This window comes from Mycolicibacterium monacense, from assembly GCF_010731575.1.
GTDB lineage: Bacteria > Actinomycetota > Actinomycetes > Mycobacteriales > Mycobacteriaceae > Mycobacterium > Mycobacterium monacense.
In genome coordinates this window covers 1,548,193-1,561,704 of sequence record NZ_AP022617.1, presented here as the reverse complement: position 1 = coordinate 1,561,704, position 13,512 = coordinate 1,548,193, and the positions used below count along the sequence as shown (strand labels likewise).

Annotated in this window: 16 protein-coding genes; 4 read left to right on the top strand and 12 right to left on the bottom strand. The window is 70.2% G+C overall.

Annotation, left to right across the window (positions count from 1 at the left end):
• Positions 1 to 4 precede the first annotated feature (4 nt).
• From priA to hisD, 5 genes are read right to left on the bottom strand one after another with little or no spacing between them, the layout of a single operon-like run.
• On the bottom strand, positions 5 to 751 hold the full coding sequence (gene priA / locus G6N49_RS07420) for a bifunctional 1-(5-phosphoribosyl)-5-((5-phosphoribosylamino)methylideneamino)imidazole-4-carboxamide isomerase/phosphoribosylanthranilate isomerase PriA (protein ID WP_011768270.1): 747 nt from the start codon (positions 749 to 751) through the stop codon (positions 5 to 7).
• A gap of 31 nt (positions 752 to 782) precedes the next feature.
• Positions 783 to 1,400: an imidazole glycerol phosphate synthase subunit HisH gene (gene hisH / locus G6N49_RS07415; protein WP_011855968.1), complete on the bottom strand. Its 618-nt coding sequence runs from the start codon at positions 1,398 to 1,400 to the stop codon at positions 783 to 785.
• Entirely contained in the window at positions 1,397 to 2,023 is a 627-nt protein-coding gene (gene hisB / locus G6N49_RS07410) for an imidazoleglycerol-phosphate dehydratase HisB (RefSeq protein WP_011560454.1), read from the bottom strand. The genes hisH and hisB overlap by 4 nt, the downstream gene beginning before the upstream one ends.
• Positions 2,020 to 3,153 (bottom strand): histidinol-phosphate transaminase, encoded by a 1,134-nt coding sequence (locus G6N49_RS07405; RefSeq protein WP_011855969.1) that lies wholly within the window; start codon positions 3,151 to 3,153, stop codon positions 2,020 to 2,022. The genes hisB and G6N49_RS07405 overlap by 4 nt, the downstream gene beginning before the upstream one ends.
• The gene (gene hisD, locus G6N49_RS07400) at positions 3,150 to 4,583 is read right to left on the bottom strand and encodes a histidinol dehydrogenase (RefSeq protein ID WP_041925085.1); all 1,434 of its coding nucleotides are present in this window, start codon (positions 4,581 to 4,583) and stop codon (positions 3,150 to 3,152) included. Before hisD ends, G6N49_RS07405 begins: the two co-directional genes overlap by 4 nt.
• Before the next feature lie 35 nt (positions 4,584 to 4,618).
• On the opposite strand from hisD, the gene G6N49_RS07395 reads away from it, so the two are divergent.
• Complete coding sequence (locus G6N49_RS07395) at positions 4,619 to 5,002, top strand: nitroreductase family deazaflavin-dependent oxidoreductase (RefSeq protein ID WP_011560457.1); 384 nt, start codon at positions 4,619 to 4,621, stop codon at positions 5,000 to 5,002.
• Here G6N49_RS07395 and G6N49_RS07390 read toward each other — a convergent pair.
• Positions 4,960 to 5,253 (bottom strand): helix-turn-helix domain-containing protein, encoded by a 294-nt coding sequence (locus tag G6N49_RS07390; protein WP_011768271.1) that lies wholly within the window; start codon positions 5,251 to 5,253, stop codon positions 4,960 to 4,962. The genes G6N49_RS07395 and G6N49_RS07390 overlap by 43 nt on opposite strands.
• 79 nt (positions 5,254 to 5,332) lie before the next feature.
• On the opposite strand from G6N49_RS07390, the gene map reads away from it, so the two are divergent.
• Positions 5,333 to 6,103: a type I methionyl aminopeptidase gene (map, locus tag G6N49_RS07385; protein WP_011855972.1), complete on the top strand. Its 771-nt coding sequence runs from the start codon at positions 5,333 to 5,335 to the stop codon at positions 6,101 to 6,103.
• A 12-nt stretch (positions 6,104 to 6,115) separates the two neighbouring features.
• Here map and nadC read toward each other — a convergent pair whose 3' ends face one another.
• Genes nadC through nadA form a run of 3 tightly spaced genes read right to left on the bottom strand, consistent with a single transcriptional unit; the run spans position 6,116 to position 9,590 of the window.
• Positions 6,116 to 6,982 carry a carboxylating nicotinate-nucleotide diphosphorylase gene (nadC, locus tag G6N49_RS07380; RefSeq protein WP_011855973.1) on the bottom strand — a complete coding sequence of 289 codons (867 nt, stop codon included), beginning with the start codon at positions 6,980 to 6,982 and terminating at the stop codon, positions 6,116 to 6,118.
• Positions 6,973 to 8,580: an L-aspartate oxidase gene (locus G6N49_RS07375; RefSeq protein WP_011855974.1), complete on the bottom strand. Its 1,608-nt coding sequence runs from the start codon at positions 8,578 to 8,580 to the stop codon at positions 6,973 to 6,975. The genes nadC and G6N49_RS07375 overlap by 10 nt, the downstream gene beginning before the upstream one ends.
• Positions 8,577 to 9,590 (bottom strand): quinolinate synthase NadA, encoded by a 1,014-nt coding sequence (nadA, locus tag G6N49_RS07370; protein WP_011560461.1) that lies wholly within the window; start codon positions 9,588 to 9,590, stop codon positions 8,577 to 8,579. The genes G6N49_RS07375 and nadA overlap by 4 nt, the downstream gene beginning before the upstream one ends.
• Positions 9,591 to 9,663: 73 nt before the next feature.
• Here nadA and G6N49_RS07365 point away from each other — a divergent pair, with 73 nt between their 5' ends.
• On the top strand, positions 9,664 to 10,335 hold the full coding sequence (locus tag G6N49_RS07365) for an NUDIX hydrolase (protein ID WP_011560462.1): 672 nt from the start codon (positions 9,664 to 9,666) through the stop codon (positions 10,333 to 10,335).
• 42 nt (positions 10,336 to 10,377) lie between these two features.
• Positions 10,378 to 11,730, top strand: a complete 1,353-nt coding sequence (locus tag G6N49_RS07360; protein WP_011560463.1) for a lipase family protein — start codon at positions 10,378 to 10,380, stop codon at positions 11,728 to 11,730.
• Here G6N49_RS07360 and G6N49_RS07355 read toward each other — a convergent pair.
• Genes G6N49_RS07355 through bioB form a run of 3 tightly spaced genes read right to left on the bottom strand, consistent with a single transcriptional unit; the run spans position 11,666 to position 13,508 of the window.
• On the bottom strand, positions 11,666 to 12,316 hold the full coding sequence (locus G6N49_RS07355) for a DUF2567 domain-containing protein (RefSeq protein WP_011560464.1): 651 nt from the start codon (positions 12,314 to 12,316) through the stop codon (positions 11,666 to 11,668). The two genes, G6N49_RS07360 and G6N49_RS07355, sit on opposite strands and share 65 nt — an antisense overlap.
• A complete protein-coding gene (gene bsaP, locus G6N49_RS07350) occupies positions 12,313 to 12,513 on the bottom strand; it encodes a biotin synthase auxiliary protein BsaP (protein WP_011560465.1) in 201 nt (66 codons plus the stop codon). The genes G6N49_RS07355 and bsaP overlap by 4 nt, the downstream gene beginning before the upstream one ends.
• Entirely contained in the window at positions 12,513 to 13,508 is a 996-nt protein-coding gene (bioB, locus tag G6N49_RS07345; protein ID WP_011560466.1) for a biotin synthase BioB, read from the bottom strand. Before bioB ends, bsaP begins: the two co-directional genes overlap by 1 nt.
• Positions 13,509 to 13,512 lie beyond the last annotated feature (4 nt).

Below are 13,512 nucleotides of genomic sequence, written 5' to 3'. Positions count from 1 at the left end.
CGCCCTACTGCCCCATCGCTGCCAGCGCCTCGGGCAGCGTGAAGCGCCCGGCGTACAGCGCTTTGCCGACGATCGCACCCTCGACGCCACGGTCGGTCAACGTGGCGATCGCGCGCAGATCGTCGAGGCTGGACACCCCGCCGGAGGCGATCACCGGCGCGTCGGTGCGGTCGGCGACGCGGCCGAGCAGATCGAGGTTCGGTCCCTGAAGGGTGCCGTCCTTGGTCACGTCGGTGACGACGTAGCGCGAGCAGCCTTCGGAGTCGAGGCGGTCGAGCACCTCCCACAGGTCCCCGCCGTCGGTCTCCCAACCCCGTCCGCGCAGGCGGTGCTGATCGTCGACGATCTTGACGTCGAGGCCCACTGCCACCTTGTCGCCGAACTCGGCGACGACTTTCGCGCACCACTGCGGGTTCTCCAGCGCGGCGGTGCCGATGTTGACCCGGGCGCATCCGGTGGCCAGCGCCGCCTCGAGCGACTCGTCGTCACGGATGCCGCCGGACAGTTCGACCGCCACATCGAGGCGGCCCACGACGTCGGCGAGCAGTTCGCGGTTCGACCCCCGCCCGAACGCGGCGTCGAGATCCACCAGATGGATCCACTCGGCCCCGTCGCGCTGCCAGCCGAGCGCGGCGTCGAGCGCCGACCCGTACTCGGTTTCACTGCCGGCCTTGCCCTGTACCAGGCGCACGGCACGGCCTTCGACGACATCGACGGCGGGGAGGAGGATCAACGGTCTTTTCTCGGACACCGACTTCTCTGGCACGACGGACAACCTTAGATCAGAGCTCCTCGACCCAGTTGCGGAGCAGTGCCGCGCCCGCGTCACCGCTCTTCTCCGGGTGGAACTGGGTGGCCGAGAGCGGACCGTCCTCGACGGCGGCGAGGAACGGGACGTGGTGCGTCGCCCAGGTGAGGCGCGCGGACGGGTCGCCCTCCCACTGCTGCGCGGCGTAGGAGTGCACGAAGTAGAAGCGGGTGTCGGGGTCGATTCCGCGGAACAGTGCGCTCCCGGCCGGGGCGTCGACGACGTTCCAGCCCATGTGCGGGATCACCGGCGCGTCGAGCCGCACCACCGATCCGGGCCATTGCCCGCATCCGGCGGTCTCGACACCGAATTCGACGCCGCGCGCGAAGAGGATCTGCATGCCCACGCACACGCCGAGGACCGGTCGCCCCGCGGCGACCCGCTCGGCGATGACCTTCTCCCCGCCGATCTCGCGCAGACCGGCCATACATGCCTCGAACGCCCCGACGCCCGGCACCACCAGACCGTCGGCGTTCAGCGCGGTGTCGGCGTCGGCGGTGACCTCGACCTCGGCACCGGTGCGCTCGACCGCGCGCTGCGCCGAGCGCAGATTGCCCGAGCCGTAGTCGAGGATGACGACTTTCCTGCTCACAGTGAGCCTTTCGTGGACGGCACACCCGTCACCCGCGGATCGAGTTCGACGGCCTGGCGCAACGCGCGCGCGACGGCCTTGTACTGCGCCTCGGTGATGTGGTGGGGATCGCGGCCGTAGATCGTGCGCACATGCAGCGCGATGCGGGCGTTGAACGCCAACGATTCGAAGACGTGACGGTTGATCACCGTGTGGTAGGGCGCACTCGATCCGGCGATGGTGAACTCGACCATGTAGTCGGGTTCACCGGTGTGCACGAAGTACGGGCGACCGGACACGTCGACCGCGGCGTGGGCGAGTGTCTCGTCCATCGGGATGAACGCATCACCGAAACGGCGGATGCCCTTCTTGTCGCCGAGCGCCTGACCGAGCGCCTGCCCGAGCACGATCGCGGTGTCCTCGACCGTGTGGTGCCCTTCGATCTCGATATCGCCCGTGGCGTGCACGGTGAGGTCGAAGCTGGCGTGGCTGCCCAACGAGGTCAGCATGTGATCGAAGAACGGCACGCCGGTGCGGATGTCGACGATGCCGGTGCCGTCGAGGTCGAGATCGACGACGATGTCCGATTCCTTGGTCTTGCGTTCGACGCGGGCGCGGCGGGTGCCGGTCAGCATGTCGGTCATGAGGCTCCTAATGTTGCCGCGAGTTCGGTCTCGACGAGGCGGGCTGAGGCGGTCAGCAGCGCATCGTTCTCTTCGGCCAACCCGATTGTGGTCCGCAGGTAGCCGGGTATGCCCACATCCCGGATGAGCACCCCCTGATCGAGGTAGCGCCGCCAGGTGGCCGGGGCATCGGCGAACTCCCCGAACAGGATGAAGTTCGCGTCGCTGGGCACCACCCGGAACCCGAGCTGGCTCAAGCTGTTTGCGACCCGGTCCCGTTCGGCGATCAGGGTGGCGACGCTGGCCAGCGTGTCGTCGGCGTGCCGAAGCGCCGCCCGGGCGGCGGCCTGGGTCAGCGAGGACAGGTGGTAGGGCAACCGCACCAGCAGCATCGCCTCGATGACGGCGGGTGCGGCCACCAGGTAGCCCAGACGCCCGCCGGCGAACGCGAACGCCTTGCTCATGGTGCGGCTGACGACCAGCTTGGTCGGGTACTGGTCGATGAGCGCCACACCGCTGGGCTGGGAGGAGAATTCACCGTAGGCCTCGTCGAGGATCAGGATTCCGGTCTCCATGGCGTCGAGCAACCGCCGCAGGTCCTCGAGCGGGACGCTCTGCCCCGACGGGTTGTTGGGGCTGGTCACGAACACCAGATCGGGACGGCGGGCGGCGATCTCGCGCACGGCGGTGTCGACATCGAGTCCGAAGTCGTCGGCGCGCAGCGCCTGCAGCCATTCGGTTCGGGTGGCGTCGGCGATGATCGGGTGCATCGAGTACGAGGGCACGAAGCCGATCGCGCTGCGCCCTGGGCCGCCGAAGGCCTGCAGAAGCTGTTGCAGGACCTCGTTGGAACCGTTTGCGGCCCAGAGGTTCTCGACGCTCAGCTCGACACCGGTGCGCAGGTTCAGATAGTCGGCCAGGTCGCTGCGCAGCGCCACCGCGTCACGGTCGGGATAGCGGTGCAGTTCGGCGGCCGCCTCCCCGACCGATCGGGTCACGTCGTCGACGAGTGCCTGACTGGGCGGATGCGGGTTCTCGTTGGTGTTCAGCCGCACCGGCACCTGCAGTTGCGGTGCACCGTAGGGTGACTTGCCGCGCAGGTCATCCCGCAGGGGCAGGTCGGCGAGGGTGATCCGCTCCCCCACGGTCATGACTCGAACCTCCGTCGCACCGCTTCGCCGTGGGCGGGCAGGTTCTCGGCCTGCGCCAGGGTGATCACGTATCCCGACACGTCCTTGAGCGCCGCCTCGGTGTAGTCGACGACGTGGATGCCGCGCAGGAACGTCTGCACCGACAGACCGCTGGAGTGGCGGGCGCACCCCGCCGTCGGCAGCACGTGGTTGGACCCGGCGCAGTAGTCCCCGAGGCTGACCGGCGCGTACGGACCGACGAAGATCGCACCGGCAGAACGGATCCGGCCGGCCACCTCGGCGGCGTCGACAGTCTGGATCTCGAGATGTTCTGCGGCGTAGGCGTTCACGACCCGCACCCCGGCGTCGAGGTCGTCGACGAGCACGATCGCGGACTGCTCACCGGTCAGTGCCGTGCTGACGCGTTCGCGGTGCACCGTCGTCTCGAGCTGGCGCCGCAGTTCGCGATCGATGGCGTCGGCCAGGTCGGGGCTCGTGGTCACCAGCACGCTGGCGGCCATCTCGTCGTGTTCGGCCTGGCTGATCAGGTCGGCCGCGACGTGCACCGGATCGGCGGTGTGGTCGGCCAGCACCGCGATCTCGGTCGGCCCGGCCTCGGCGTCGATGCCGACCTGTGAGCGGCAGATCCGCTTGGCGGCGGTGACGTAGATGTTGCCGGGGCCGGTGATCATGTCCACCGGCGCGAGCTCGGTGACATCTCCCGGCGCTCCGCTTGCCCCAGTGCCATCTCCCGGCGCTCCGCTTGCCCCAGTGCCATCTCCCGGCGCTCCGCTTGCCCCAGTGCCATCGATATCGGTGCCGCCGTAGGCCAGCAGCGCGACGGCCTGGGCGCCGCCGACCGCCCACACCTCGTCGACGCCGAGGAGCGCGGCGGCCGCCAGGATGGTCGGGTGTGGCAGTCCCCCGTGGTCGGCCTGCGGCGGGCTGGCGATGACCAGCGAGTCGACGCCCGCGGTCTGGGCGGGCACCACGTTCATCACCACACTCGAGGGGTAGACCGCGTTGCCGCCCGGTACGTAGAGCCCGACCCGCTCGAGCGGCACCCAGCGTTCGGTGACGGTCGCTCCGGGGGCCAGGGTGGTCGTGGTGTCGGTGCGTCGCTGGTCGGCGTGTACAGCGCGGGCCCGGTCGATCGCGACCTGCAGCGCCGCGCGGACGTCGGGATCGAGTTCGGCCAGCGCCGACGCCAACCGCTCGGCAGGCACGCGCACCGACGCGGGACGGACCCCGTCGAACGCCTCGCCGTATTCGAGTGCGGCCTCGGCGCCGCGCTCGGCGACGGCCTCGACGATCGGGCGGACCTTCGGCACGACGGCGTCGACGTCGACACCGCCACGCGGCAGCGCCGACCGCAACTGCGCAGTGGACAGAGTCCTCCCGCGCAAGTCGATGCGGGCCATCGTCACCGGCGATACATTCACGCTGTCCATTGTCCCAGAGCAGGCCAAATCGTATTGGAGCCGTCGTGTCGGAGCTGCCGAAGATGTTCCCGGAGTGGATGGATCGCCTCCAGATCAAGTACTTCAACCCGGTCATCAGGCCGCTGGCGGGTCGCGTACCCGGCATCGCACTCATCAAACACACTGGTAGGAAGTCCGGACGGCGGTTCGAGACCCCGGTGACGGCCTACCGCAAGGACAACGAGGTCGCGATCGTGCTCGGCCACGGGATGACCGACTGGGCGCGCAATGCGATCGCCGCGGGCGGGGCCGACATCAAGCTCTTCCGTGACGAAGTGCACATCGTCAACCCCCGGATCGTGCCCAACGGGCGTGAGGTCACGGCCCTGCCGTCGGTCGCGCGCCGTCAGGCCCGCAACATCGCGGTGTTCGTCGCCGACGTGAGCTGACCGCCCAGTTCGGGAAGGCAGATGCGGGCGAGGTCCTCCAGCGGGATCTCCAGCACCACCGAGAGCGCGGCGACCGTCGCGAAGGCCGGCGTCGCCAGGCGCCCGGACTCGATCTTGCGCAGGGTCTCGGGGGAGATCGACGCGGCCTCGGCGACCTCGACGAGTTTGCGGTCACCCCGCGCCTGCCGGAGGTGGGCCCCCAGACGCTTACCGGCGGCGCGTTGCTGCGGAGTCAGCGGAGATCGGACCATGTGTCCGAGGATACGTCAGCTCGGTATGAAAATACCGGCCCCACCGCTACTCTGGTATTTCTATACCGAAGGAGAGCGCGTGCTGGAACTGAAGACACCCCGCGAGATCGAGGCGATGCGCACCACCGGCGCCTTCATCGCCGGGCTGCTCGACGACCTGCAGACGCGGGCCCGGGTCGGCGTGAACCTGCTCGATCTCGAACAGCGCGCCCGGCAGTTGATCGACGAGCGTGGTGCGGTGTCGTGCTACTGGGACTACGCACCGTCGTTCGGTCGCGGCCCGTTCCGCAACGTCATCTGCCTCTCGGTCAACGATGCGGTCCTGCACGGCCTCCCGCACGACTACACCCTGCGCGACGGCGACCTGCTGAGCATGGACATCGCGGTGTCGATCGACGGGTGGGTGGCCGACTCGGCGCGCAGCATCATCGTCGGGACGCCGCAGGCCGCGGACCAGCGGCTGATCGAGGCCACCGAACAGGCACTGGTCGCAGGCATCGACGCGGCACGGCCCGGTAACCGCCTCGGCGACATCTCCGCGGCGATCGGGTCCGTCGCCGCCGACTACGGGTATCCGGTGAACACCGATTTCGGCGGGCACGGGCTCGGGCGGACCATGCACGAGGATCCTCACGTGCCGAACCGGGGACGGCCCGGGCGCGGTCTGGTGCTGCGTCCCGGTCTGACGCTCGCCCTCGAACCCTGGTTCGCCCGCGGTACCGACCGGATCGTCTACGACCCCGACGGCTGGACCATCCGGTCGGCCGACGGCTCGCGCACCGCCCACAGCGAACACACCATCGCCGTCACCGACGGCGACCCGCTGGTACTGACGCGCCGCGCGGCCTGATGCGGTGGTGTCTCAGACGTCGAGGCCGATGTCGAGCACACGCACGGAATGGGTGAGCGCCCCGACGGCGAGGTAGTCGACGCCGGTACCCGCGTACTCGGCCGCCGTCTCCAGTGACAGTCCACCCGAGGATTCCAGTTTCGTTGCCGGCGAACGGGAGTCGCGCCGCTGCACGGCGATCTGGGTCTGCCAGACCGGGAAGTTGTCGAGCAGCACCAACTCGATGTCCTCGGCGAGCACCTCGTCGAGTTGTTCGAGTGAATCCACCTCGACCTCGCACGGCAGACCAGGGGCTGCGGCCCGAACCGCGCGCAGCGCCGCCACCACCGATCCGGCGGCCGCCACGTGGTTGTCCTTGATCAGCGCCGCGTCGCCCAACCCCATCCGGTGGTTCACCCCGCCGCCGACCCGCACGGCGTACTTCTGCAGCGCCCGCAGACCGGGCAGCGTCTTGCGGGTGTCGCGGATCTTGGCGTTCGTACCCGCCACCGCGTCCACCCAAATGGCGGTCGAGGTCGCGATGCCCGACAGGTGCGAGACCAGGTTCAGCATCGTGCGCTCGGCGGTGAGCAGGCCGCGGGTCGGGGCGTCCAGGGTGAGCAGCGCCGCGCCCGGTTCGAGCCGGGTGCCGTCCTCGACGCGGTCGACAACGCGATAGCCGTCGGGACCGATGACCTCGTCGAGCACGAGCAGCGCCACGTCGACCCCCGCGGCCACCCCCGGTTCACGGGTGCGCATCGACGCGGTGGTGGCCGCGTCGGCCGGCACGGTCGCCTGCGTGGTGACGTCCGGCCCGTACCGCAGGTCCTCCTCGAGTCCGCGCGCGACGACCGCGCGCGCTTCGGCGATCTCGGTCTCCGAAAGCTGACTCAGCAGCACGCGTCCGCCCTCATCTTCAGTCGTAGGTGTCCGTGTTCGTCCAGGTCGACCGCCCCGCTGACCGCCTGCACCGGGTCGGTGTCCGGATGGTCGGCGCGGTGGTGGCACCCCCGCGATTCCGCGCGCTGCAGCGCGGCGACCGAAACCGCCCGCGCGGTCAGGGTGAGCGCGGCGTCCTCGACATCGGCGCGGGAGCGCAGCGGACGGGCACGCGCCTTGGCGAGCACGTCGCCCAACCGCATCAGACCTTCGGCGTCGCGCACCACCGACGCGTCGCGGCTCATCGCCGCCTGTAGCCCCCGGCGGTCGAGGGTCTCGCCCACGAGTCGCTCGGGCGCCACAGCGCGGCTCGGGCCCGCCGCCGCGGCGTGTTCGGCGGCACCTCGGCCCGCGCGCGCCCCGACGACCAGCCCTTCGAGCAGGCTGTTGGACGCCAGCCGGTTGGCGCCGTGCATCCCGGTGCGGGCCACCTCCCCGGCGGCGTACAGACCGGGTAGCGCCGTGCGGCCGTCGACGTCGGTGACGACACCGCCGCAGCTGTAATGAGCCCCGGGGACGACGGGGATGGGCTGGCGCGCGGGGTCGATCCCGGCCTGCCGGCAGGCGGCGGTGACCGTCGGGAAACGGTGTGCGATCCCGGTCAGGTGGCGGGCGTCCAGGTAGACGCACGGGTCGCCGGTCGCCTTGAGCCGCGCGTCGATCGCGCCGGCGACCACATCGCGCGGTGCGAGGTCACCCAGCGGATGCACACCAGCGGTCACCGGGTCACCGTGCGCGTCGACGAGTCTCGCGCCCTCTCCGCGCAGCGCCTCGGTGATCAGCGGACGCCTGCCGTTGGTGAAGCCGTCGAACAGCATCGTGGGGTGGAACTGGACGAACTCGATGTCGCTGACCGGTACGCCGGCCCACAGCGCCAGCGCGATGCCGTCGCCGGTGGAGGCCTGCGGGTTCGTGGTGGCCGCATAGAGGTGGCCGAGCCCGCCGGTCGCGAGGATCACCGCCGGGGCGTGCACGATGCCGGGTCCGTCCTCGCTGAGGACCAGTACGCCGGTCGCCGCGGCGTCGTCGTGCAGCACCCGCACGGCCACGTGATTGTGTCGGATGTCGAGCACCCGTGCCGCATGGTCGAGCGCGCGCTGCACCTCCGCGCCGGTGGCATCGCCGCCGGCGTGGATGATCCGGCGCCGGGAATGTCCGCCCTCACGCGTCAGCGCCCAGCGGCCGGGGGTGGCCTCGTCGAAGCGGGCGCCGTCGTCGACGAGATCGCGCACCCCGCGATACCCGTCGGCGACGATGGACCGCACCGCCTCCGGGTCGCACAACCCGCCACCGGCGGCGAGGGTGTCGGCGACGTGGGCGTCGACCGAATCCGCGTCATCGCACCTGCCGCCGGGCAACACCACCGCGATCCCGCCCTGGGCGTATCCGGTGGCCGTCGATCCGGCCTGTTCGGGGGCCTTGCTCAGCACGATGACCCGGCGGCCTCGGCGATGTGCCGCCAGCCCCGCCACCAGACCGGCGACGCCGGTGCCGATCACGACGACGTCGGCACGCTGCTGCCAGTGTGTGGTGCCGCCGCAACCGCGACGGCCGGTCATTCCCCGCCGCCGGGCTGCCCGATCTCGATCATCCGCTGCACGCTGCGCCGGGCCAGCCGGGCGGTCTCGTGGTCGACGTCGACCTCGTCGGTGCCGTAGGTCAGGCAGCGCAACAGCGCGGCCGGCGTGATCATCTTCATGTACCGGCACGAGGCCCGGTCGTTGACCGCCTGGAAGTCGATCTCCGGGGCCGCACGACGCAGTTGGTGCAGCATGCCGACCTCGGTGGCCACCAGCACCTGGCTGGCCCGGCTCTCGCGGGCCGCGTCGAGCATGCCGCCCGTCGACAAAATCTTCACCCGGTCGGCGGGGAACGCGCCCTCGCCGGCGAGGTAGAGCGCCGAGGTGGCGCATCCGCACTCAGGATGGACGAACAGTTCGGCATCCGGATGCGCGCGGGCCTGGTCGGCGAGCTCGTCACCGTTGATGCCGGCGTGTACGTGGCACTCGCCGGCCCAGATCTGCATGTTCGTCCGGCCGGTGACGCGGCGGACATGGGCGCCGAGGAACTGGTCGGGGCAGAACAGCACCTCACGGTCGGCGGGGATCGACGCCACGACGTCGACGGCGTTGGACGAGGTGCAGCAGATGTCGGTCTCGGCCTTCACCGCGGCGGTGGTGTTGACGTACGACACGACCACCGCGCCGGGGTATTCGGCCTTCCACTCCCGCAGCTGGTCGGCGGTGATCGAATCGGCCAGCGAGCAGCCCGCCCTGGCGTCGGGGATCAGCACGGTCTTGTCCGGCGAGAGGATCTTGGCGGTCTCGGCCATGAAGTGCACACCGCAGAACACGATGGTGTCCTCCGGCGCCTCGGCCGCGATCCGCGACAGGGCCAGCGAATCGCCCACGTGGTCGGCGACGTCCTGGATCGCCGGCAGCTGGTAGTTGTGCGCGAGCAGAGTGGCCCCGCGCTGCCGGGCCAGGCGGCGGACTTCGGCGGCCCACTCCTCGGTGGGCGCGACGTCGTCACCGAACTGCGCCGAAGCGGTCTCGTCAAGCAGCGTCACGGTGGACTCCTCGTGTCGATCCGGTTTTCGACTTACAATCGAAAACATGGCCCATACTAGCACCGCACACGAAGTGCTCGCCGTCGTGTTCCAGGTTCGCGGCGTCGACCCCGGTGAGGGCCACCCGGCCCTGCATGTGCTGCTGTGGCAGCGTGCGCTGGACCCGGAACGGGGTCGGTGGTCACTACCGGGCGGGCGACTCGGCCACGACGAGGACCTCACCACGTCCGTGCGGCGCCAACTGGCCGAGAAGGTGGATCTGCGTGAGGTGGCCCACCTCGAACAACTCGCTGTGTTCTCCGACCCGGCCCGCGTGCCCGGCGCACGGACGATCGCCTCGACGTTCCTGGGTCTGGTGCCGTCGGCCGCGACCCCGGCGCTGCCGTCGGACACCCGCTGGCACCCGGTCTCCGAGCTACCGGACATGGCGTTTGACCACCGCCCGATGGTCGAACACGCCCACACCCGGCTGGCCGCCAAACTGTCGTACACGAACATCGGGTTCGCCCTCACCCCAACGGAATTCGCGATATCGACGCTGCGCGACATCTACGGTGCCGCGCTCGGCTACCAGGTGGACGCCACCAACCTGCAGCGTGTGCTCGAACGCCGCAACGTCATCACCAGGACCGGTTCGACGGCCCGCTCGGGGCGTGCGGGCGGCCGGCCCCCGGCCCTCTATCGGTTCACCGAGTCCCGCTACCGGGTGACCGACGAATTCGCCGCGCTTCGCCCGCCCGGGTGAGGCGAGTGGAATCTCATAGACCTCTTAAGTAGCCTTGGCCGGATGGACTTGGGCAGCGTGGCGCGGGAAACCGGAGCCGAGTGGATCGGGCAGCCGCACCACGAGCACGTCGCCCGAGGTGCGCGGCCGTCGGTACCGGCGAAAGACCAGTTCTACGATCCGCCCGCCGGCTTCGAACACGCCCGTCCCGGCACGGTGCTGCGCTCCCGCGATGTGGAGCTGGCGTTTCTGGGTCTGGTCCCCCAGCAGTTCACCGCCACGCAGCTGCTGTACCGCACGACCGATTTCAGGGGTGACCCTCAGGCCACGGTCACGACGGTGGTCGCGCCGACCGAGCGGGATCCGAAGAAGCCGTGCCCGATCGTGTCGTATCAGTGCGCGATCGACGCGATCGCCGGGCGGTGCTTCCCCTCCTACGCCCTGCGGCGCGGCGCCAAGGCGCTCGGTGCGCTGGCGCAGTTCGAGTTCCTGCTGATCGCCGCCGCGCTCGCCGAGGGCTGGGCGGTCTCGGTACCCGATCACGAGGGGCCCCGCGGCATCTGGGGGGTGCCCCACGAACCCGGCTACCACGTGCTGGACGGCATCCGGGCCGCGCAGAACTTCGATCGCCTCGGGCTGTCCGCGGAGGCGCCGGTGGGGCTGTGGGGTTACTCAGGCGGCGGGCTCGCCAGCGCGTGGGCCGCGGAGACCTGCGGTGGCTACGCACCCGAACTCAACATCGTCGGCGCGGTCCTCGGCTCGCCGGTGGCAGATCTCGGGAATGCGTTCCGCCGGCTCAACGGCAGCATCTTCTCGGGCCTGCCCGCGATGGTCGTGGCGGCGCTGACGCAGAGCTATCCCGGACTCGACCGCGTCATCCACGAGCACGCGACCGACGACGGCAAGGCGATGCTGCTGCGCATCCAGAAGATGACCACGGCGCACGCGGTGCTGCGGTGGATCGGCATGGACATGGGCAAGCTCGTCGACCGGCCGCTGGAGGACATCCTGCAGACCCCGGAGGTGCAGCATGTCTTCGACAGCATCAAGCTCGGCACCGCGACGCCGACGCCGCCGGTCCTGATCGTGCAGGCGGTGAACGACCGCATCGTCTCGGTCGACGACATCGACGCGCTGATCGACACCTACAGCGACGGCGGCGCGCACGTCACCTACCACCGCGACATGTTCAGCGAGCACATGCTGCTGCATCCGATGTCCGCGCCGATGACACTGCGCTGGTTGCGGGACCGTTTCGCGGGCCGGCCGCTGAGCGAACACCTCGTCCGCACCAAGTGGCCGACGCTGCTGAACCCGTCGACCTACCGAGGCATGCTGCGGCTCGCGGTGATCAGTGCGAAGGTGATTGCGGGCCAACGGGTAGAGCGCCGTCCACTGTCTCAGTTCGACCGCTGACCGGCTGGTACTCCTGCGGGGGCCAGCCGCCGAGGTCGTCCCGGGAGGTCGCGACCGCGCACATCGCGTAGACCAGCGCACCGACCGCCGCCGGGAACACGAGCGAACACGCGATCTGCAGCGGCGTGTGGCCGAAGAACACCGCGGGCGCCTCCACGACGTAGTGCACCCGGCGCTCGGGCGTCACGGGTGCGCCTGCGACGTCGATCGTGCCGTACCGCACGTGCATCAGGGCCGCGCCGACGCCGGCGGCCACCGTGGCGGCCGCCGCGCCACCGGCGGCCAGTGCGGCGACGAGCACGGGACCGCGATGCGCCCGCCACTGCCAGAGCAGGACCGCCGCGACGACACCCACCACCGAGAGCAGACCGACGAACAGAGACGCCGAGGTGAAGAAGTGGTCGGCCTCGCCGCCGAGGTACGCGCGGACTCGGTCACCGGCCCGCGTCAGCGCGACGACGCCGTGCACCGGCGGCGCGAGCACCGACCACAGCGCACCGGTGACCGCACCGGCGCCCACCAACCCCGCGACGACGGTCAGCGCGGCCTTTCGTCGTGAAATCCGCGGTGCCGCAACATCATTCACCGTTGAGTCTCCAGATCATGGGAGTCCACGACGCCGTGCCGGGAACACTTCGCCCACCACCCGTCCGGGCGGACCTGCACCACCATCCGGCGGCCGCACTCGGCGCAGAACCGCGGTGGTTCCAGACCCAGTTGCGCGGCGGTCGGGACGACGCCGCCGGCGGGTTCGCCAGTGTAGACGTTGAATTTCGGCGCCATCACAGGCTGGCGTTGAGCGCCTTGATCGGCATCTGCAGGTCGTCGAGCAGTTCGAGATCGGCCTCCGCCGGTCGCCCGAGCGTGGTCAGGTAGTTGCCGACGATGACGGCGTTGATGCCGCCCAGGATGCCCTTCTTGGCCCCCAGGTCACCGAGGGTGATCTCGCGGCCGCCCGCGAAGCGCAGCATGGTGCGGGGCAGCGCCAACCGGAAGGCGGCCACAGCCTTGAGCGCCTCGGCGGCAGGAAGTACCTCGAGGTCCCCGAACGGGGTGCCCGGCCGCGGGTTGAGGAAGTTCAGCGGCACCTCGTGCGGATCGAGTTCGGCCAGATTGGCCGCGAACTCGGCGCGCTGCTCGAGCGTCTCCCCCATCCCGAGGATGCCGCCACAGCACACCTCCATACCGGCTTCGCGCACCATGCGCAGGGTGTCCCACCGTTCCTCCCAGGTGTGGGTGGTCACCACGTTGGTGAAGAACGACCGCGCCGTCTCGAGGTTGTGGTTGTACCGGTGCACGCCCATCTCCGAGAGGCGTTCGACCTGCTCGGCGGTGAGCATGCCGAGCGAACACGCGATCTGGATGTCGACCTCGTTGCGGATCGCCTCGATACCGGCGGCCACCTGGGCCAGCAGGCGTTCGTCGGGGCCGCGGACGGCGGCGACGATGCAGAATTCCGTCGCGCCGGTCTTGGCGGTCTGTTTGGCGGCTTCCACCAGGCTCGGCACGTCGAGCCACGCGCTGCGCACGGGCGAGGCGAAAAGCCCGGACTGTGAACAGAAGTGGCAGTCCTCGGGGCAGCCGCCGGTCTTGAGGCTGATGATGCCCTCGACCTCGACATCGGGGCCGCACCAGGCCATCCGGACTTCGTGCGCGAGGGCGAGCAGATCGTCGAGACGATCGTCGGGCAGTTGCAGCACCTGCAGCGTCTGGTCCTGGTTCAGACCGACACCGCGCTCGAGCACCTGTTCGCGCGCCACCGCCAGAATGTCGCTCACCCGT